Source organism: Bradyrhizobium sp. LB14.3 (genome assembly GCF_040547985.1).
In the GTDB taxonomy this organism is placed as follows: Bacteria; Pseudomonadota; Alphaproteobacteria; order Rhizobiales; family Xanthobacteraceae; genus Bradyrhizobium.
This window is the reverse complement of sequence record NZ_JBEPQT010000038.1, coordinates 16,083-37,214: the sequence shown is the minus strand read 5'-3', so window position 1 is coordinate 37,214 and position 21,132 is coordinate 16,083. Positions and strand designations below refer to the sequence as shown.

Annotated in this window: 13 protein-coding genes, 2 pseudogenes and 1 other annotated feature; of the genes and pseudogenes, 12 read left to right on the top strand and 3 right to left on the bottom strand. The window is 58.0% G+C overall.

Annotation, left to right across the window (positions count from 1 at the left end):
• Positions 1–373 precede the first annotated feature (373 nt).
• From ABIB00_RS35445 to ABIB00_RS35405, 9 genes are all read left to right on the top strand, one after another.
• The gene (locus ABIB00_RS35445; RefSeq protein ID WP_354107557.1) at positions 374–1,522 is read left to right on the top strand and encodes an ABC transporter substrate-binding protein; all 1,149 of its coding nucleotides are present in this window, start codon (positions 374–376) and stop codon (positions 1,520–1,522) included.
• Between the two features lie 401 nt (positions 1,523–1,923).
• Entirely contained in the window at positions 1,924–3,114 is a 1,191-nt protein-coding gene (locus tag ABIB00_RS35440; RefSeq protein ID WP_354107556.1) for an ABC transporter substrate-binding protein, read from the top strand.
• A 414-nt stretch (positions 3,115–3,528) separates the two neighbouring features.
• Positions 3,529–4,593, top strand: coding sequence for an ABC transporter ATP-binding protein (locus ABIB00_RS35435; protein ID WP_354107555.1), 1,065 nt, complete (start codon positions 3,529–3,531; stop codon positions 4,591–4,593).
• Between the two features lie 80 nt (positions 4,594–4,673).
• Positions 4,674–5,498, top strand: a complete 825-nt coding sequence (locus tag ABIB00_RS35430) for an ABC transporter permease (protein ID WP_354107554.1) — start codon at positions 4,674–4,676, stop codon at positions 5,496–5,498.
• Positions 5,498–6,295 carry an ABC transporter permease gene (locus tag ABIB00_RS35425; protein WP_354107553.1) on the top strand — a complete coding sequence of 266 codons (798 nt, stop codon included), beginning with the start codon at positions 5,498–5,500 and terminating at the stop codon, positions 6,293–6,295. Before ABIB00_RS35430 ends, ABIB00_RS35425 begins: the two co-directional genes overlap by 1 nt.
• An 858-nt stretch (positions 6,296–7,153) precedes the next feature.
• Positions 7,154–8,254: an ABC transporter ATP-binding protein gene (locus ABIB00_RS35420; RefSeq protein ID WP_354107562.1), complete on the top strand. Its 1,101-nt coding sequence runs from the start codon at positions 7,154–7,156 to the stop codon at positions 8,252–8,254.
• An 86-nt stretch (positions 8,255–8,340) separates the two neighbouring features.
• Positions 8,341–9,396, top strand: a complete 1,056-nt coding sequence (locus tag ABIB00_RS35415) for an ABC transporter substrate-binding protein (RefSeq protein WP_354107552.1) — start codon at positions 8,341–8,343, stop codon at positions 9,394–9,396.
• Positions 9,397–9,480: 84 nt separating this feature from the next.
• Entirely contained in the window at positions 9,481–10,731 is a 1,251-nt protein-coding gene (locus ABIB00_RS35410) for an ABC transporter permease (RefSeq protein ID WP_354107551.1), read from the top strand.
• Positions 10,732–10,736: 5 nt separating this feature from the next.
• Positions 10,737–11,567 carry an ABC transporter permease gene (locus tag ABIB00_RS35405; RefSeq protein ID WP_354107550.1) on the top strand — a complete coding sequence of 277 codons (831 nt, stop codon included), beginning with the start codon at positions 10,737–10,739 and terminating at the stop codon, positions 11,565–11,567.
• Between the two features lie 166 nt (positions 11,568–11,733).
• On the opposite strand, the pseudogene ABIB00_RS35400 reads toward ABIB00_RS35405, so the two are convergent.
• From ABIB00_RS35400 to ABIB00_RS35390, 3 genes and pseudogenes are all read right to left on the bottom strand, one after another.
• Positions 11,734–12,036 (bottom strand): annotated as a pseudogene (locus tag ABIB00_RS35400) (integrase core domain-containing protein); the annotation flags it as partial.
• Between the two features lie 37 nt (positions 12,037–12,073).
• Positions 12,074–13,447: an IS30 family transposase gene (locus ABIB00_RS35395; protein WP_354107549.1), complete on the bottom strand. Its 1,374-nt coding sequence runs from the start codon at positions 13,445–13,447 to the stop codon at positions 12,074–12,076.
• Between the two features lie 46 nt (positions 13,448–13,493).
• Positions 13,494–14,428: pseudogene (locus ABIB00_RS35390) on the bottom strand (IS3 family transposase); the annotation flags it as partial.
• Positions 14,028–14,144, bottom strand: a sequence feature (AL1L pseudoknot). (Overlaps the previous pseudogene by 117 nt.)
• A 1,556-nt stretch (positions 14,429–15,984) precedes the next feature.
• Between ABIB00_RS35390 and ABIB00_RS35385 the strand changes: the two are divergent.
• From ABIB00_RS35385 to ABIB00_RS35375, 3 genes are all read left to right on the top strand, one after another.
• Positions 15,985–17,412, top strand: coding sequence for an aminotransferase (locus tag ABIB00_RS35385; protein ID WP_354107548.1), 1,428 nt, complete (start codon positions 15,985–15,987; stop codon positions 17,410–17,412).
• Between the two features lie 180 nt (positions 17,413–17,592).
• Entirely contained in the window at positions 17,593–19,032 is a 1,440-nt protein-coding gene (locus ABIB00_RS35380) for an aldehyde dehydrogenase family protein (protein WP_354107547.1), read from the top strand.
• Between the two features lie 33 nt (positions 19,033–19,065).
• The gene (locus tag ABIB00_RS35375) at positions 19,066–20,334 is read left to right on the top strand and encodes a methylaspartate ammonia-lyase (RefSeq protein WP_354107546.1); all 1,269 of its coding nucleotides are present in this window, start codon (positions 19,066–19,068) and stop codon (positions 20,332–20,334) included.
• Positions 20,335–21,132: the final 798 nt, after the last annotated feature.

Sequence of the window (21,132 nt, the reverse complement as noted above, 5' to 3'; positions counted from 1 at the left end):
TCCGCAATTACTCTTACTGTCCGCGGGGCCCAACGGGGACCCTGGTCATGCATCCGAGTTAGACCGGCTTCAGGCGAGAGGATACCCTGGACAACAATGCCTTTAGGCGATTTTTAGGGCACATACTCGGCGCCGGTTCTCTAAAATAGCTCAAGGCGAACTGGGATGCATAAAACGATTTTGATAGTGGCCGTCGTTCTAGCTTTCTTAACCGCAGCGCATCACTCGGCCGCGGTGGCTGCAAACAATCACTGTTAGCGCCCCTTACGCGCAGGCGTTCTGCCGATTTCAGAGCATGCCGGCCGCTCGTTAATTGCATAAGGCTCCGGTTGGCCGCCAGTGCCGCGTTGGAGCGAAACCAGGAGGGTAACTCATGAACGGCTCAAGCAATGATAAACATGGACGCTGCGAGTTTAGCCGCCGGAATCTATTGTGGGCTGCTGCTTCAGCCATGGCCATTCCCGCAGTCTCGCGATCCACGATTGCCTTTGCTCAGGAGAAGCTCGCAGGAGGCGGCCAAGTAGTGGCGTATTCCACGGGCGGCGCGTTTACCCAGGGCATTCGCAAAAATGTGTTCGAGCCCTTCACCGAAGCAACTGGAATCAAGGTGATAGACGTAATTGCTGACGTTGCGGAACCTCAGGTCAAGGCCATGAACCAGGCCGGACGCGTTGATTGGGACACGGCCTTCATACAAGGATCCATTTTTCCGCCCATGGACCAAGCGGGCATGTTCCTGCCGATTGACTACAGCCTCTGGGACGCCGAGTCCCTCGAGGGCGTACCCCAAGCAGTCCGTCTGAAGGACGCTGTCCCGGACATCGCGTCGGCCAACCTGATCACCTATGACAAGCGCGTGTTTGGAGAGAATGGTCCTAAAAGCTGGGCCGATTTCTGGAACGTCAAAGCCTTTCCTGGGCCGCGCGGCCTTGGCGGCTTGCCCTCAGCGGCAAAAAACAACATCGTGATTGCCTTACAAGCGGACGGGATCGCAAAGGCAGATGTCTGGCCGCTGACCGACGACAAAATCGAAAGGGCGTTAAAGAAGCTTGACGAACTCAGGCCGCACCTGACGAAGTGGTGGGCGGCCGCCGGCGAACCCAATCAGTTGCTCGTCAACCGCGAACTCGTAATGACAAGCAACTATGATGGTCGGGCGATCACAGCAATTCGTCAAGGCTTACCAATTCGAATGGTTTGGGATGGTGCATACGTGAATTACACGTATTGGACGGTGCTGAAAGGTGGCCCAAACAGCGAAAACGCGCAGAAGCTTCTGGCCTTTGTGAACAGAGCAAAAGTCGCCGCGGACTTTACATTAGGAACGGGATACCCTGGCCCAAACACAAATCAGCTCAAGCATTTGCCTTCTGATTTGGCTCCCCTGCTAAGCATCAATCCAGAGAATTCGTCGAGGGTGGTGCATGAAGATTCCGGTTGGCTCGCCGCCAAGCGCCCCGACGGCAAGACGAATCTTGACTACATTGGAGAACGCTGGCTCGCATGGCGGGTACAGCGTTGAACACGCAAATTGGGACCTGCTCTCACCTTCTCCAAGCGGAAGCGAAAGTCCCATCTCGTAGCCGCGCAGAAACACTGGGCATGATCATCTCTGTCGCTGAGCGACATTTGCGCCGCTTCTCCTGACGGAGAGGCGGCGGCAAAGTCCAGTTCGCCCGTTCGTCTTGATCGATACTTTGCGACTTCCTGCGCGAGCGAGCAACGTTTTCCGAGCGACCACAAGCGGCTCTACGACACGTCGAAAACAAACGCTGTGGGAGCGCTCGACGCCGAAAGCGCCGGAAGGCCTATTCATCCGCAGATTTGCTGCTTTCATGGATGATTTTTACCGTTTTTGTGCGTCGGGCGCCTCTACGATCAGGAAGTATCTGGTTCTGCCTCACGCGAAGAAGCGTTCTAACCGTGACCAGCACAGAGGTCAGCGAGTGCGATTCTGCTTGCTTCGATGCCAGCTTTCGAATGGAAAATGAAGGAGGGCCTTCATTGGGTAAACGTCCAATCCGAACAATCACTCGCCGCCGCGCTGTCGGCGTGATCACCGCCGGGCTCGCCGCACCTTTCGTGGGCCATTCGGCGGGTGCACAAATTGTCTGGCCAGAGCAGACGGGCGTCCCGGACGTCCTGAAAGGTTCGGGCGAGGTGCGCATCGCCACTTGGGGTGGTGCGTTGCAGGAGGCTGAGCAGAAGGCATATTTCGAACCGTTCGAGAAGCTGACCGGCATAAAGGTGCGCGCCGTCCCGGGCGCCGACCAGACGAAGGTCAAGGCTATGGTTGAAACCGGCAACGTTGAATGGGACATCGTACAACTCAGCAACGGGTCGATTATGAACCTGATGAAGTCCGGTGATTACTTTGAGAGAATCGACTACTCACTCGTCGACGATGGTGTCGGCAAGGAATACCGGTCGGAGTATGGACTGGAAATGTTGGTCTGGGCCAGCGTGATGGCCTACCGCACAGATGCATTCAACGGCGCCGCGCCTGGAAGCTGGACGGATTTCTGGGACGTCGGCAGATTTCCCGGAGCCCGCGCATTGTATGGGCTCGGCTCTGAGCATCCGGAATTGGAGTTCGCTCTAATGGCGGCTGGAGTACCCGCAGACAAGCTCTATCCGCTCGACGTCGACAAGGCTTTGACGAGCTATGACAAGATCAGAAAGAGCGTGACGAAATGGTGGACTACCGGCGCTCAGCCGACGCAGATGTTGACAGATCGCGAGGTTGTCATGACCACGGTCTGGAATGGCCGCATGGCCGCATTGCAGGAGCAAGGCGTGCCGGCGACGATCTGCTGGAACCAGGGGGTGGCTCGGCGCGACGGGTGGGGAGTTCCCAAAGGAGCCAAGAACAAGGCCAATGCGATGAAGTTCGTCGCCTATTCGACCATGGCAATTCCGCAGGCGCGTTTCGCGCTTTCCATACCATATGGCCCGGTCAATGAAGGTGCCTTTAAATACATCCCGCCAGAGCGAATGGCGTTGCTGCCGAGCGCGCCTGAGATCAAGAAACAACTTATCCCATACGACTACAATTGGTGGATTGCAAACCAAGATATGGCTGTCGCCAAGTTCAACAAATGGCTATTAGGCTGATGTCGCCTTTCCTTTTTGCGACCCTTGCGCGCCATCGAGTTCAAGTCGAACAGCTGCTTGGACAGAGGAGTTGTGTGACCGACACGACTCGTTGTCATCGCAAATCGCGCTGCAAACAGCCGTACCGCTGCATCTGCAGACACAACTGCCTCTCTATCCCCAAGAGTGACGTCACGGCGGAATAGAACGCGGTATTGGCGACTCAGGCTGGCTCGAAACAGCAACTCGTGTCCAATGATTGTGAAGAGCGGCTGGACGAGCGCGAGCAACGCCCACGAGCTTCAACGAGTAGCTCTTGGCGAAGCTCGATATCTCGTCAACCAGTGCCTAGGGCCACCCCAGAGGGATCTTATGGACCAAGCGTCGGACCACTCGGCTCTTCCTCATGAGGAGCATTTTGTTCGCGGAGCGTCGGTGTCGCTCAGCAATTTGGAGAGGCGTTACGGCGGTTTCGCGGCTGTGGCAGGAGTATCGCTTGATATTCACTCGGGTGAATTTCTCACCTTGTTGGGGCCCAGCGGCTCAGGAAAGACGACGACGCTGATGATGATCGCGGGTTTCCAGGCTCCCAGCAAGGGCGACATTGCAATTGATGGCGCGTCGGTGGTTTCCACCCCGCCTTATCGACGCAATATCGGCATGGTGTTCCAGAACTACGCGCTATTCCCACACCTGACGGTGGCCGAAAACATCGCGTTCCCGCTGAAACAGCGTCGCGTCCCGAAGCTCGAGCAGGCGAGGCTGGTCGGCGAGGCGCTCGAACTGATGCACCTTCCGGGTCATGGCAGGCGCTACCCCCGTCAGCTTTCCGGCGGGCAACAGCAACGCGTAGCAGTGGCGCGGGCGCTGGTCTTCAAGCCGCGTTTACTGTTGATGGACGAGCCACTGGGCGCGCTCGACAAGCAGTTGCGGGAACACCTTCAGCTTGAGATGCGCCGGCTGCACGCAGAACTCGGCATCACATTCATCTATGTGACTCACGATCAGGAAGAGGCGCTCACCATGTCAGACCGCATCGTCGTCATGAACGATGGAAAGATCGCGCAGGTCGGCCGGCCGGTAGACCTCTACGATCGGCCCTGCAATCATTTCGTGGCTAGCTTTATTGGAGAATCCAATTTCTTGCCTTCAGTCGTGCGGGGCCTGGAAAATGGCATGATCGTCGCAGAATGCGGGGGGATGCTGCTGCGAGCCGTTACCTCACTACGTCCGGCCGTCGGCGCGGAGGTTACGTTGGCAACCCGCCCGGAGCGGCTGCACTTTGCTGAAAGGCTCGCCGAGTCCGAACTCGCGGTCAACCGCATCACCGTTACCGTGACGGAGGCGGTATTTGCCGGCGAGCGTTGCCGGTATCTATTGAAGGCCGACAACGGGACCTCCATGGTGCTCAAGGAAGCTTCGAGTGCGACGGTCCGCCGCCACGACGTTGGTGATCGCGCGGAGATCGCCTGGCCGGTCGTGGACACGATCATCGTGTAGGGCGCGCAATGTTTGAGTCGATGACATCATACCTACGCTTCTTACAAGACCGATGGGAATCGAGCGCCTGGAGGCGCGAGATGCCATGGCTCAATCCACTGCTGCTCGCCGCGCCCCTAGTCCTCTACATGGTTGTGTTCTACGCCATTCCGGTCGTGTCGATGCTGTTGCGCAGCTTTAATGACCCGATTTGGTCGCTGGACCATTACGCAGCATTAACGGGCGACGTCGTTTTTCTCAAGGTTCTCTGGATAACGATCAGCACATCATTCGTAGTGACGCTCAGCACCCTCGTACTTGGGTATCCCGTGGCCCTTGCTCTGTCTCGCGCCCGGTCAACCGCGCCCTTTATCCTGATTGTGGTGCTGCTGCCGTTTTGGACGTCGGTGCTGGTCCGCACCTACGCCTGGATGGTGTTGCTCGGTCGTCACGGGATTATTAACGAGGCGCTGATAGCGCTCGGTGCAGTTGAACAGCCCCTCCGGCTGCTCAACACGACTCTTGCGACGGAGATCGCAATGATTCACATCTTATTACCCTATATGATCCTGCCGATCGCGAATGCGCTGCGGCAGATCGACCCCTCACTGGCGCTGGCTTCCTCCGGTCTGGGCGCCACCCCTTGGGGCACCTTCCGGCAAGTGACGCTTCCCTTGTCAATGCCCGGTGTGGCTGCCGGCATGCTGCTGGTTTTCGTGTTGGCGTTGGGGTTCTACATAACGCCGGCCATGGTGGGCGGATCCCGCGATATTACGCTCTCGATGCTGATTGCTCAAGAAGTCGATCAGCTCCACTGGGCTTACGCCGCCACTCTTTCCACATTGTTGCTGGCGATGTCGCTCGCTCTGGTGGCCCTTGCGCAACTCCTGCCTGCCGTGGACCACGCCTTTAGGACAAGCAAGTGATGAGTGCTGTTCGCCTTGTGCCGTCGTTCTTGGTCGCGATTATCTTGCTATTCCTTGCTCTGCCGATTGTTGTGGTATTCGTGCTCTCCTTATCCTCGGCGGCGTACCTTACGTTCCCACCACCTGCCTTTGGCTTGAGATGGTATAAGGCCTATTTCGCCGATTCAAATTGGCTGGACGCAACTTGGCTTAGCCTCTGGGTGGCGGCAGCTGTCGTCGTGCTTTCGACCGCACTCGGTACGCTTGCAGCGATCGGCATCGCTCGCCTGCCTCGACCTGTACGCATTGTAACGACCGCGCTCGTTCTATCGCCACTAGTCATGCCGGGAATAATCGTTGCGATCGGCGTATACTACGCTTTCTCCCGCTACGGGCTGATCGGCTCGCCGATCGGAATTGTACTGGCGCATACGTGCTTGGCCGTGCCGTTCGTGGTAACGAGCGTCAGCGCCAGCCTCGCTGGCATTGATCCGCGGCTTGAGCATGCGGCATTGAGCCTCGGCGCGACACCTTGTGCCACCTTATGGCAAGTAACATTACCGCTGATCCGCCCGGGCGTTCTCGTTGGTGCGCTGTTCGCGTTCATCACTTCCTTCGATGAGGTGATCGTAGCACTTTTTCTATCTGGTTCTGGCGCCGTCACGCTGCCGCGTCGCATGTGGGATGATCTACGTTTTCAGCTCAATCCCACGATCGCGGCTGTATCAACGCTCACGATAATTCTGACGGCATTACTGCTAGCTACCGCGCAGTTGATGCGGAGGCGCGCCAAGCAATCGAAGAACGATGAGGGCTGAGCAAGATCGACGCCCTCGTCCCTGCTCGTGCGATTCGCCTTTGCTCGGGATTGATGCAGTGACTTCGAACAGCTGATCTGGCAGTGATCCACTGCACCAATATATCGCCCGCGAAGGACTAAATGTTAATCATCCGGCATATGACGACTAGCGTCTCAGATTTCGGGCCGATTAACGTCAGCCCCCGCCACTGCACCACAATCAACGCTTGCCTTCTCTTGCGAGAACCACACTCGCAGGGGACGAGAGATCAGACCCGCCAAGAACTCGTGCTTCGATCTGTCGTTGCTCGAGGGGGCTGATCGCCCGCTATGACCGCACGATGTTTGGCGAAACAATTCTGGCGATAGGTCCCGACTCGGGCCGATGGGCGGAAACTCCTAGGGCCGAACACAAAGTGCCACTGAAGCTCGCTCGCATTCCGATGAAGAGCTCCACGGGAGCAAAGACAAGCAAGAAGACCGTTGTGAACTGGGCGCTACGACGGCTTGGGGTTCGCCTTGTGTTAGGGGGTTGCGACGGTTCATCGGCTCTTCAAGTTTGGCGCTCCAAAGAGTCAGATTCCTGGCTCCAGCGCACAATTTCGGCTGTCCGGCAGCCTATATCGACGAAAATCGTCGCTGTCAGCGGATACATGTTTTGCTCATAAGACGTCTCTGCTGGTCATCAGACCGCAGGGTCCAAAAGGAAGGTGAGGAAACGGTGAGCCAACCGCTAGCGCCTTATACAAATCTATCGCTCCGATTCTGGCCGAGTACGCAACTGCTGCAATCGGTGAAGAGGAAGATCGTGGTCTGGTCTTCGACGGGCGCGGCGGAAACGGGAGCGCCGGGGCGCGCGGGGGAGGGAAGAGGGTCGATGCCAGGCGCTAAGAATGCCTTTGTAGAATTTGCTGGGGTTCAGAAGACCTACGACGGTGAGACTCTGGTCGTCAAGAATCTCAATCTGGATATCGAGCGGGGAGAGTTTCTGACGATGCTAGGCCCGTCAGGCTCCGGCAAGACCACAACCCTCATGATGCTCGCCGGCTTCGAGGCGCCGACCCAGGGCTCGATCCTGTTGGCGGGCCGCTCGATCAGCAACATGCCGCCGCACAAACGCGACATCGGGATGGTATTTCAGAATTACGCGCTGTTTCCGCATATGACCGTGGAGGAGAATCTCGCCTTCCCGCTGAAGGTTCGCAAGCTTGGAAAGTTGGAGCGAGAAGCGAAGATCAAGCGGGCGCTCGACATGGTTCGTCTTGGTGCCTATGGCGGGCGGCGGCCGGGCCAGCTTTCCGGTGGCCAGCAGCAGCGCGTCGCGCTGGCACGCGCGCTCGTCTTTGATCCCAAGCTCGTTCTGATGGACGAGCCGCTCGGCGCGCTCGACAAGCAATTGCGCGAGCACATGCAACTCGAGATCAAGCATATCCACGAGGATCTCGGCGTCACCATGGTCTATGTCACGCACGATCAGGGCGAGGCGCTAACGATGTCGGACCGGATCGCCGTTTTCGATGATGGTGTCATCCAGCAACTCGCAGCGCCTGCCGAACTCTACGAGCGGCCGCAGAGCGCTTTCGTCGCCCAGTTTATTGGCGAGAACAACCGACTGACTGGCAAGATCGTGGCGATAAACGGCGCGAGTTGCGATGTGGAGATTCCGGGCGCCGGCAATGTGCAGGCGCTCGCCGTTAATATTGACGCAGTTGGCGGGTCGACGGTGCTGTCGTTGCGGCCCGAGCGGGTGAAGTTGAACCCTGCGCCGGGCTCGCTGCCCAATGTCTTCAGCGCACAAGTTGCGGAAGTGATCTATCTCGGCGATCACGTGCGCGCCCGCGTTACGGTCTGCGGTCACGACGATTTCATCGTCAAGCTGCCGAATTCGGAAGGGGCGGTGCAGGTCGAGCCCGGTGCGATGATCACCATCGGCTGGAAAACTGAGGATTGTCGAGCGCTCGATGCGCCCCTTGATTGACGACAACGGCCCTGCCCGAGCAGGCCCGGCTGGGACTTTGGCAGCGCTGCCTTCATCTCGGGGGTGGCATAGAGGGGAGAGTAACGATGAGAACGTCACAGATGATAGCGAACTGCCTGGCCGTCGTCGGCCTGACAGTGGGCATGTTCGCAGCAACGCCCGCCCTTTCAGACGATCAGCTCACGGTCACGGCCGGAGGCGGGTCCTTCCAGCAGATCCTGCGCAAGGTCATTTTCGAACCATTCTCAAAGGCGAGCGGGATCAAGATCACTGAAGCCGAGTACGACTACAGCCTCGGCAAGATCCGCGCCATGGTCGAGACCAAGACCGTGAGTTGGGACGTGGTTTACGCTGGCGACTCGGGCACGCGGCAGATGTGCGCGGAGGGTTTGATTGAGACTATCGATTGGAAGAAGCTTGGCATTGACCGGAGCAAGTTCGAGGGGACCGAATACAGCGACTGTGGAGTGCCAGCCGGCATAGCCGCCTCCGTGGTTACCTACGACAGAGACAAACTACCGAACGGCCCAAAAGCAATCGACGATTTCTTTAATCTGAATAAATTTCCCGGCAAGAGGGGACTACCTAAGACTCCCCAGGTTACACTCGAATGGGCTCTTATCGCGGACGGCGTACCTATCAAGGACGTCTACAAGGTACTCAACACGCCAGAGGGAGTAGATCGTGCTTTCAAAAAGCTGGACACCATCAAAAAGGACATCGTCTGGTGGACGTCCGGCGCCCAGCCGATACAGCTGCTCGCCGATGGCCAGGTGGTCATGACCGATGCTTGGAATACCCGAATCTATGACGCCGTCAAGAACTCCGGCAAGCACTTCGGGATGGTATGGGAGGGCGCGGTAACGAACGGAAACGCTTGGGTGATTCCAAAAGGCACGCCGCGGTTGGACAACGCATATAAGTTTATCGCTCTAGCCGGTGCGTCGCAGACGCAAGCCGACCTAGCTAGCTATACCAGCCAGGGGCCGGGCAACAGCGATGCCCTCGCGCTGATCGACCCGGCCGTCCGTCCCAATATTCCGAATGATCATGCGGGTAGTACTCTGCCTAGCGACTTAAGCTTTTGGAGTGAGAGGGGCGATGAACTGCGCCAGCGCTTTAACTCCTGGCTCGCGAAGTAAGCCGTAGCGGAACAATAAGAATGCCGCGGGGAAGCCCTTTCCCTCTCCTCGCGGCATTAGCGCGGACAATTCGAGGAATAGTCAATGTCGACGGCGGCAATTCAACTTGGCGGTACTTCCAAAGGCATATCTCTGCGCCTTAAGCTCAAACGGGTGGAGCGCCGGCAGAAGCTGAGGGCGCTTATTCTCGTGCTTCCACTCCTGCTATTCATTCTGATCGCCTTCGTTCTTCCGATTGGTCGGATGCTCTTCAAAGCTATCCACGACGATACACTTTTGACTCTGACGCCGCGGACAATGACCGCCTTAAGAGGATGGGACGGCAAGGACCTGCCGAACGAGGCTGTGTATGCTGCACTAGCTGGTGACCTCAAAGACTCTTCGGCCCGGAAAACGGCGGCCGCTATCGGAAAGCGCATCAACTATGAGTTGCCCGGATCTCTCAGTGAGGTGATATCGAGCGCGCGCAAAGCGAGCTTGCTTCCCGCCGGACCCTACCGAGAGGCATTGATCAAAATCAGTCCGCTCTGGGGCCGGCATGATGTGTGGAGCCTACTAAAGCGTGGAACGTCGGCATATACGGGCTACTACCTGCTCCGTTCTGTCGATTTCGAGTATGGCTCGGACAGCCAGATTGTCGCCTCCCCCCCAGAGAATAGGATCTTTCAAGACGTTTTCTTGCGCACGCTTGGCATCAGCATCGGCGTAACGTCCATAACCCTCCTGCTCGGCTTTCCTGTGGCCTATCTGTTGGCGACATTGCCGCGGAAGTCCAGCAATCTCCTGATGATCTTGGTCGTGCTGCCGTTCTGGACATCAGTGCTGATACGGACCACCGCCTGGGTCGTGCTGTTGCAGCAGCACGGTGTCGTCAATGACACGTTGATGGCGCTGCATGTCATTTCGCAACCGGCAGAGCTAATCTACAATAGGATTGGAACTATCGTGGCGATGACCCATATCCAATTACCCATAACTCTTTTGCCGATCTACAGCGTCATGCGAACAATCTCGCCGAGCTATATCCGCGCCGCTCGCTCGCTCGGCGCCGGACCGTTCTACTCCTTTTGGAAGGTTTACTTCCCACTGACTCTGCCGGGCATCGCCGCTGGCTGTCTGATGACGTTCATTCTGTGCCTCGGTTATTACATAACTCCGGCACTCGTCGGGGGGCCGGCCGACCAAATGGTTAGCTCTTTTGTCGCGCACTATACAAATGAGGAACTCAATTGGGGGATGGCGTCGGCGCTTGGCGGCATCCTGCTCACTGTAACGCTGCTACTCTACTATTCGTTCAGTAAGCTGGTCGGCGTCGACCGGCTCAAGATGGGGTGAGAACGATGGCCCTCTCCGCCTACGCCACTCCATTAGAAACGGCTTGGTACTACCTTCACCGACTGCTCTGCGTGGCGGTGCTGTTCTTTCTGATTGCGCCGATTCTCGTGGTCGTGCCGCTCTCATTCAATTCCATACCCTTCTTCACCTATCCAATGGCGGGAATGTCCCTTCGGTGGTACGAGGAGTTCTTCCTGACTGTCCGGTGGCAGGGCGCACTTCACAATTCGATTTTCGTGGCCGTCGCCACTACCGTTCTGTCGACGGTTCTTGGCACGCTAGCCGCGCTCGGGCTCAGTCGACCGCACTTCCCTTGGCGTACGGCAGTCATGAGTGTGCTGATCTCGCCCATCATAGTACCGGTTGTGATTACCGCCGTGGGCGTGTATTTTTTTTATGCGGACATCGGCCTGCTCAATTCCTTTGCCGCCCTGATCCTGGCGCACACCACGCTGGCTACGCCCTTTGTCATTATCACCGTGGCAGCAACGCTGGCGGGCTTCGACCACTCTCTGACGCGCGCAGCAGCAGGGCTCGGTGCGCCGCCAATCACCACGTTCTTTAAAGTTACAATGCCACTCATACTTCCAGGCATGATCTCTGGAGCACTCTTCGCCTTTCTCACTTCCTTTGACGAGGTGGTAGTCGCTCTTTTTGTTGCTAGTCCTGAACAGCGGACTTTGCCGAGGGTCATGTTTTCCGGTATCCGCGAGGAGATCAGCCCGACGATCATTGCTGCCGCCACAGTGCTGATCCTGTTCTCTATTGCCGTGCTGATCACTGTCGAACTCTTGCGGCGGCGCTCCGAACGCCTGCGCGGGATTCGCGACCTCTGAACATCGAGCATCAGATCAATGCCGCCAAGACGGGCGCTCGCTCGCAAGGAGAGCCAGTCTGGTCAACTCGACATGTCTTCGATGTCATCCCTGGACAATAACTCGATACTCAGAACTAACGAACGACTGAACCGCCCCGGGTTTACCGGAGGCCATTTGGTTTAAGTTATGCCGCCATGGCCGGCTGTTCCAGCATGGCGTAGTAGCGTTGCTCGGCTTCGGCCGGCGGTATGTTGCCGATGTGCTCCAGGAGCCGCCGGTTGTTGAACCAGTCGACCCATTCCAGGGTCGCGAACTCGACGGCCTCGAAGCTGCGCCATGGCCCGCGCCGATGGATCACCTCGGCCTTGTAGAGGCCGTTGATGGTTTCGGCGAGAGCATTGTCGTAGGAATCTCCGACACTGCCGACAGAAGGCTCCACGCCTGCTTCAGCCAGGCGCTCGGTGTATTTGATGGAGACGTATTGGGCGGATTCAAACGGTCGTCGCAACACCAGTTACTTTCACTCATAACAGAAGATCGTCAAGCGCCTCCGCCGGCGTTTTCCAGCCTAGTGTCTTCCGCGGTCGGGCATTGAGGGCCGCTGCCACAGCGGATATCTCCTCGGCGCTGTGGATGCTCAGGTCCGTGCCTTTCGGGAAGTACTGCCGCAGCAACCCGTTGGTGTTCTCGTTAGTGCCGCGCTGCCATGGGCTTTGCGGGTCGCAGAAGTAGACCTGGATACCCGCATCGATCTTGAGACGATCGTGCTGAGCCATTTCGGCTCCCTGATCCCAGGTTAGCGAACGGCGCAGCTCTTCGGGCAAAGTGATGATGGTGCGCGTGATCGCGTCGCGCACGGCTTCGGCCCCATGTCCCGCAAGGGCTGGTCCGTTTTTCACGCGCGGAGCTTCGCCATGCCCCGCCAACCGTGGAAGGTGCAAGAGCATCGTAAAGCGCGTCGTGCGCTCGACTAGCGTGCCGATTGCTGAGCTGCCAACACCGAGGATGAGGTCTCCCTCCCAATGTCCCGGCACTGCTCGATCGGCAGCTTCAGCAGGGCGCTCACTGATCATGATCTCCGGCGAGACAAAGCCCTTGCCTCGCCTGCGTACGCGCGCTCTGGGCATCCGTAACACACGCCCTGTTCGCAAGCAGGCCGTCAGCTCGCGGCGTAGCGCGCCACGGCCCTGAACGAAGAGGGCTTGATAGATAGCTTCGTGGCTGATGCGCATCGTCTTGTCGTCCGGGAAGTCGATAGGCAAGCGTCGGGCAATCTGCTCAGGGCTCCAGGCTTTGGCCCATCGCCGATCCTTGCGCGGGCCATGCCGCCGCCCCTTCCACGGAACGGCGGGACCAGGAACGGGCGCGCCGGTCGGGGCTACGACGCCGCCAGCAAGTCTTTCCTCCACATAAGTGCGCAAGGTTGCATTGAGCGCAAGCTTGGTCGGCTTAGGCCGGCGGGCGGATCGATCCGCATGCCATTGGGCAGTTATTGCCCGATACCCCAACCCGCCGCCGCGAGTGGCCGCGTTGCGCCGCAGTTCACGGGAGACTGTGGAAGCAGCCCGCCCCAGGCGACGTCCAATCTCCTGTATGGAATGGCCCTGCACCTTGAGAAGTGCGATCTCCTCGCGCTCATTCAACGAGAGATACCGCCCGGAGAGAGCCTTTGCCGAAGATCTGAACATCGCTGGTGGCATGCCGCCCGCCTTTCGGAATAATCTGCTTCCGACAGGTTGTGACAATCCGGCTTCGAGTGCAGCATCTTCGCTGCTTAACCCAGCGGCAATCGCCCGCCAAAAGTTATTCTGTTCATCGCGCCCGGCAACAGAGGGCCGTCCTGGCGACGGCAATGGGGCTCGTCCTGACCGCGCCGATCTGCGCCTTACAACGTTCATCGCAACCTCCAAACTCCTGGTGTTGCGACGACCGTTTGAATCCGCCTTGGCTGCCCCTGTCGCTATGATGCACGAGCCCGCCGCGATGGACCGGCCATCGATCATGCAGTGCCTGTTCCAGCGCATCGAGCACGAAGCCCGCATGCGCCGTGCGCGAGGCCCGCCAGCCCACGATCCTGCGGGCATAGGCGTCGATGACGAAGGCGACGTAGACGAAGCCGGTCCAGGTCGCGACATAGGTGAAGTCGGAAAGCCAAAGGACGTTTGGCCTTGGCGCCCTGAACTGGCGGTTGACGTGATCCAGCGGGCATGGCGCGGCCTTGTCGCTGATCGTGGTCTTGACCGGTTTGCCGCGGATGACCCCTTGCAAACCCATGTCCCGCATCAGTCGCGACACGGTACAACGGGCAACATCGAAGCCTTCACGCTTGAGCTGCCGCCAGACCTTGCGCACGCCGTAGACGCCGAAGTTCTGATCGAAGACGCGCCGGACCTCGATCTTCAGCGCAGCATCCTGCCTGGCGCGCGCCGACAGTCTGGCGGGATCGCGCCGCTTGGCCACATGGGCGTGATAGGTCGAGGGGGCGATCGGCAGCACCTTGCAGATCGGCTCGACCCCATGCGCCCCACGATGATCGTCGATGAAGGCGATCATGGCTTGGATCGGCGGTCGAGCTCCGCCATCGCAAAATAGGCGCTTGCCTTGCGCAGGATCTCGTTGGCCTGCCGAAGCTCGCGGTTCTCTCGTTCGAGCGCCTTCAGCCTCTCGGCCGTGTCGGTCGGAACGCCGGCCCGCTGCCCGCTATCGACCTCGGCCTTCTTGACCCAGTCATGCAGCGTCTGCGCCGTGCAGCCGATCTTGGCCGCGATCGACATCACTGCCGCCCAGCGTGAGGGGTGCTCGCTGGCGTGATCCAGAACCATCCGAACCGCTCGGGTCCGGACCTCGGGTGAAAACTTGTTTGTCGTCTTGCTCGTCATGGCTCCATCCTCTCAGGAGTTGGAGCCTCCGGCAAACCCGGGGCGGTTCAATAGCGAGCTTGGCGGGTCTTTGGCGGTCGAACACTGAGCTGGCGAGCCGGGTATCGCGAGCACAGAATGCTGCTGGCGTATTGGAACACTCCATTTTGCGCGGCGGGCCAAAGACTTTGGGGTCATCAACAGGCGGTGCAGACTGTGTCGAGCGAGCACTGGCCCATGGCCCCCGGGCTGTCGATGATCGTCCGCGAGGGACGATCACACGTGAGGCCAAGGCTAGCTGGTAGGTGTTGGCCATGCGCAAGGCCAGGGACCACGGCTGTCAGCGTGAGTTGTGGACGACGCGGCTTGGTTCCGGGAACGGTGTGCAAGACCCTGGGCTGAGAGGAAATCAAGCCGCACGGTGCATTAGTCTCTCGGAGATCGCGACGCTGAGTCCGGGTCCCACACGCTCACAGAGCGCGCCTGATATGATTCCGTCCAAGAAACCGCTGACCTAGTTGCGACGCTCTTCATCCGCACACATCGCGAATACCGCGAAACACGATGCCTCCGAGAATGCTCAACACTTGCTTATCACCTAGCCACACGAGACCATGCCACGCGTTACGTAAGGGAGTCCCGGTTGTCGACGCCTACAACCGTCTTTGGTTTCTAAATCCATCCTTGTCATTGACTCGTTGGGGCACACAGATGCTCAACTAGCGAGCGGTCCTCCGCCAGTCAGGCGCAGCAAAACGTGAAGTCGGATCCAGCGCGATGATGTATAGGACAACGTCAGCGTCGCCGTGGCGTAAACTTCATTGACGACTCTTGATGAAGCGGCCGATGGTGTGCGCACGTTCCCGCGCCAAACAACCAAGCATCTGAATAGATCTCCTGACGGCCTTCTGGACACGATCGATATATTAGCCTTGTAACTCGCTCCGGAGCCCTACGAGCTGCCTTTGCACGCCGTAAGTGACAGTCCTGCCGTCCCGCCGATCACGTTGGAAGGCAACCAATTGTTCATTTGCACGATTTTAAGGATGGGGTGTTTGCCTATCACAGTGCACGTCGGACGCCATGCATGAGGTGAATTAAGGCGCCAACTGCTTGCACGATGCAGAAAATCCTCCGAATGACATGCGATATGATGCAAATCTGTTCGCAAGATGAGTATTCTGAATGCTTAGACAATAAATCGCACGGACATTCGAATGATCAGTCGGGATACTTGGCGGCCTCGGCGGCGGGCCCGCCATGTGAAAGCCCCGTGAGGGCGGCCGCTCTTGCCGATGTGATTGCGGCATGCTGATCACGCGGGTGAGGCATTCCGATGAGCTGCAGCAGTCGCCCTCGAACAGCGCGAAACGAATCGTTACTGCTCTAGTTTCGATGCAGGTCCGGGCTGCGCGCGAAGGCTCTGGATGCATACAACTCGGGCTCCAAGGTTCATCGGCTGCTGTCCCTTTCAGCTAATGACGTCAGTGTCGGATCGTTCCTGAAAGCGGCGGCCGGCAACTCGCCGATAATTCACTACTCAAGCACGCTTGTTGCATAAAAAAGGAGTGCGCGTGATGATCAAGACCGCAGACATTAGCGAGATCAGTAAAAGGGACAGATCCACGGTCCTGCATCCTTTCACGCATCTGAAGGATTTTGCCGCCGGCAAGCTGGGCGAACCGACGATCGTCGAAACCGGAAAGGGCATCCGGATCCAAGATGCTCGCGGCAATCAGCTGATCGACGCCTTCGCCGGCATGTACTGCGTGAATGTTGGCTACGGACGTACCGAGGTGGCCGATGCGATCTCGCGTCAGGCGTACCGGCTCGCCTACTATCACTCCTATGCAGGCCATACGACCGACGAGTTAGCGATGCTCTCTGACCGTCTCGTCAAGATGGCGCCTGGAAAGATGAGCAAAGTCTTCTACGGAATGTCCGGCTCAGACGCTAATGAGACCCAGGCAAAGCTTGTCTGGTACTATAATAATCTCCGGGGTAAGCCGAACAAGAAGCGGATCATCTCGCGCGAGCGCGGCTATCATGGTTGCAGCGTCGTTTCCGGCTCAATGACAGGCATGAGTTTTTACCACGACTATATGGATCTGCCGCTACCGCACTCTGTGCGCACCGGTGTTCCGCATCATTATTGGGGAGGGGACCCTGGCGAGACCGAGCGCGAGTTTTCTACGCGCCGCGCGCTTGAACTCGATGAGCTAATCGAAAGTCTCGGTGCGGACAACGTGGGTGCTTTCATCGCAGAGCCAGTGCTCGGCACGGGCGGTATCACGCCGCCTCCAGAGGGTTACTGGAAAGCGATTCAGGCAGTCCTCAAGAAGCATGACGTGCTGCTGATCGCCGATGAAGTGATTACTGGGTTCGGTCGCACCGGCTCTATGTTCGGTTCTGAGCACTACGGAATCGAGCCCGACCTGATCACAGTCGCGAAGGGGTTGACTTCGGGCTACTTCCCGCTCTCCGCCGCGATTATCGGCAAAAAGGTCTACGAAGTCATGGAAGCGGGTGCTGACAAAGTTGGTGTATTTTCGCACGGGTACACTTATTCGGGTCATCCGATTGGCGCTGCTACCGCAAATGCGGTGCTCGACATCGTCGAGAAAGATAACCTCGCTGAGAACGCCAAGAACGTTGGTGCGTACTTCCAAGCGCAGCTCCAGGAGAAGTTCGCGCAACTACCCATAGTTGGCGAGGTGCGCGGGGTCGGAATGATGGGGGCAATCGAGTTCGTAAGCGATCGGGGTAAGAAGAAACGGTTTGATCCGTCCCTCCAAGTCGGCGCTCTGGTTTCCAAGGCAGCGCGCGATCGCGGTCTGATCGCCCGGCCCATGCCGCATGGCGACATCCTCGGCTTTGCTCCACCGCTCGTAACCACCAAGGCCGAGATAGATGAGATCATCTCCATTACGGTAAGCGCCGTTGGTGCCGTGATGGATGGGCTCGTTCGCGGCGGTGTGAAGATCTCGCACAGCGGCGGCGCTTGACATTACTCCCTACGAGATCGTCAAGGCGGGTTCCTTTCACGTCTGCTTCTCCGCTGATGCGTGGAGTGGTTGCGGAGATTACGTTCGTTTGATCGAGAGGGGGGCGGAAAGCGAAGCTGTACCACACCTCGTGAATAAAACCAGCCGGTGAAGCAACCCGCAGTAGAGCGATGTCCACTAATGTCACATAGCATAAACTATAACCTTTTTATCGACGGAACGTGGCGTTTCGGTTGTGACGGCGTCAGTTTGCCGGTTGTTAATCCCGCTAACGCCCGAGAATTCGGCCGTGTAGCCGTGGCTTCTGCGTCGGATCTCGACGATGCGTTAAGGTCTGCGCAGCAAGCCCTGGTACGCTGGTCCAATACCCCGGCTCGTGAGCGAGGCACGTTTCTCATTCGCGCGGCCAAGATTCTCGAAGGAAAGCTCGAAGCAGCGGCGACCGCGCTTTCGAGAGAGCAAGGCAAGACGCTCGCCGAAGCAAAGGGCGAATATGCGCGGGCAGTTGAAACCCTGGACTGGAATGGTGTTCATGCGGAGGAATTGTCGGCTCCACTACCGATTGATCAGAAACGGATGATCGTGCCGGAACCGATCGGAGTCGTTGCTGCGTTTACCCCGTGGAACTATCCAGCCGTTCTCAACGCCCGCAAACTTGCGGCCCCTATCGCAGCGGGGTGCCCGGTCATCCTGAAGGCGGCAGAGGAGACGCCAAGCGCCGGGGTCTATGTAGTACAGGCTTTGCAGGAGGCGGGGATTCCCCCAGGCGTCGTGAGCCTGGTGTTTGGAAATCCGCCAATGATTTCCGAACATTTGCTAGGTTCACCTGTGGTCCGTGTTTTGTCGTTCACCGGCTCGACGCCTGTCGGCAAGCAGCTTGCCAGGATTGCAACTGCCAATCTGCAGCGCTGTGTTCTCGAACTTGGCGGCCATTCCCCTGTCGTTGTGTTTGAAGACACAGACATCTCGAAGGCCGTCACCGCAATATCCGAGTACAAGTTTGAGTGCGCGGGTCAGAGCTGCAATGCTCCTAGCCGCATTCTCGTGGCGCGTTCAATCTACCAAGCGTTCCTGGAACAGCTAGTGGAGGCAGCACGCCGAATCAAGGTCGGTTTGCCTGATGATCCCGAAGTCGAAATGGGGCCAATGGCAAATTCGAGGCGCATCGAGGCGATGGAGCGTATGACGAGGGACGCTGTCATTCGAGGAGCAAGAGTCCAAACAGGGGGGGAGCGCCTCGACCGGCCAGGGTTCTATTGGCCGCCTACAATTCTGAGCAACGTCCACGCCGACTCGCTGGTACTTCGCGAGGAGCCTTTCGGACCAATTATCACTGTAGAGCCCTTCGATACGATTGAAGAGGCAGTTGTGGGAGCTAATGCGACCGAATACGGGCTGGCATCCTATATCTTCAGCGAGTCGACCGAAATCCAGAAACGAATGGTCCGCAGCCTTTCAGCCGGTGCTGTCAGCGTGAACACTCTCAAGGGCGTTTCCGCGGATGCGCCGCTCGGTGGCATCAAACAGAGCGGCTACGGCTATGAAGGTGGTGCGGAAGGATTCAAAGCCTTCCAGAACTTGAAGCTCGTCAATTCAGCTCATGTTGTGGCGATGGATTAGGCTATTGCCGCCGAACTTAATATTGAGCACACGATGACACACTCACAAACTGTAAAAGACGTAGTCTTGGCGCATGGGAATGGTTGTTTCTTCTATGACGATCAAGCGGCAATTCGAGCCGGCGCGCCTCATGATGGGTTTCTCTATGTAGGCGCGCCGCTCACGCCCGGATTCACCAGCATCCGTATGCCGGCGCGTTCGCTCGGCATCGGTCTCGTATTGTCGGATGACGTCATTGTGTGGGGCGACATGATGAGCGTGCAATACTCGGGCGCAGGCGGCCGCGATCCAGTATTCCAACTCGAATCAATAGAAGAGATTACGACGTCTGTCGTCACGCCGCGCCTTTTAGCTGTCGATGCGTCCAACTTTCTCAGCGCCTGTAAACATGTGCTCGCAAACCATGAGGGCAAGCGTCTACCCTTGGCGATCGAGTATGGGGTGAGCCAAGCGCTTCTTCGCGCTGCTGCGCATTTTGCACGGACCACAGCGGCTGAGGTGATCTGTTCCGAATTTGCCCTGCCATTGCCTAAGCGACCTGTCCCCATTTACGCCCAGAGTGGAGATTCACGAGAACTCAACGTGGATAAGATGATCCTCAAGGGTGTGGATATTCTTCCACACGGACTCATCAACTCCCGTGAAAAGTTCGGCCCGTCAGGAGAACGGTTTCGCGAGTTCGTGAAGTGGGTCGCCAAACGCACCCGAGAAATTGGCAAGCCCGGCTATCATCCTGTCCTGCATTTCGACGTTTACGGTTGGATCGGTCTTGAGATCGGCTTGCAGGCGGAAAAGGTTGCCGATTTCATCTCCCGGCTCGCCGATGAAGTCCCCGGCTACCGCCTTCATATCGAATGTCCGGCGGACTACGGGTCGACAGCGGCCCAGTTGCAAGAGTACGCGAAGATCGTCACTGCTCTGGAGTCGCGCGGAACAGACGCTAAAATCGTAGTGGACGAGCAATGTAATACACTTGAAGATATTCAGCTCTTTGCCAAGGCGAAGGCGGCTCATATAGTTCAGATCAAGATGCCCGACGTCGGGTCGATTGCGGACGGCGCCGCGGCCGTTCTGGTTTGCAAGGAAAATGGCGTCGGCGCGTATGTTGGTGGAAGCTGCACCGAAACAGATTTGTCGGCAACAGTTGCTGTCAACGTCGCGCTCGCAACACAGGCAGACATGATTCTCGCAAAACCCGGGATGGGAGTCGATGAGGGCATCGCCATCGTAGGTAATGAGCAGAGCAGAGTGCTTTCCATTCTCAGGTACAGGCGTTCTCAATATGCCGTTCGGAAACGTTGATGTAGGATTGGCATAGAACGGCGCTTGAAGGTTCGCGGAAAGGGCTCGATCTGCCTGGACCTGACGGTCGCGAAAGACGGTGAATTTCTGGATGCAATCTCCACGGTGGCAGATGTCTTCATTCAGACTCCGAAAGTCGGCAGCATTGCAACGCTGGGTTTCGCTTCCGGGACAGCCGACGGGTCGGCCCCCGGTCGGTGTGTCCGTGTGCGATGTTCCATCTGGTATGACCGCCCTCAATGCGATTTTGCGCCAACTGAGCAAAGCGAAAAAAGCGGATTCATCTCAATTGCGCGCCTACTAGCAATTCGTTCCACATGATCTGCGAAACCGGAGCGGCAGATAAGTGCGGCACGGGCAGAACTCTGATGCCTCTCCAGCGACGAATCCAGAGAACACTATAGAACTCGCCGGACTCGCGTACGGCCGGCTAAGTCAATCGAAGACCTGTCCCGGCATCCGCTTTCCGGTAAGCGTCTGTATCCACGCCGACAGGCGACATCTTGGTCATTTCGCCCGGCGCGACTTTTCTTGATGGAAAGAAGGCGCCAGCTTTGCAGGCGGTCCCTGCTCGCGGCGCCCTCTCCGGGGCGTTGCACAGGAGTTTACCACGTCTAAGTAGCGCAAGATTCGCTGGCCAGTTCGGAGGATCTCACAAGGGTGCCTCTGGTTGCCGCCATCAAGCGCTATCGGGGACACGACCTTCCTGTAAGGATCAGTCCGACTGGATCATAGAAGTCGACCTTGAGAGTTGGCCTTGGCGTACGCATACGACGAAGACCGCCTGATTGACGCATG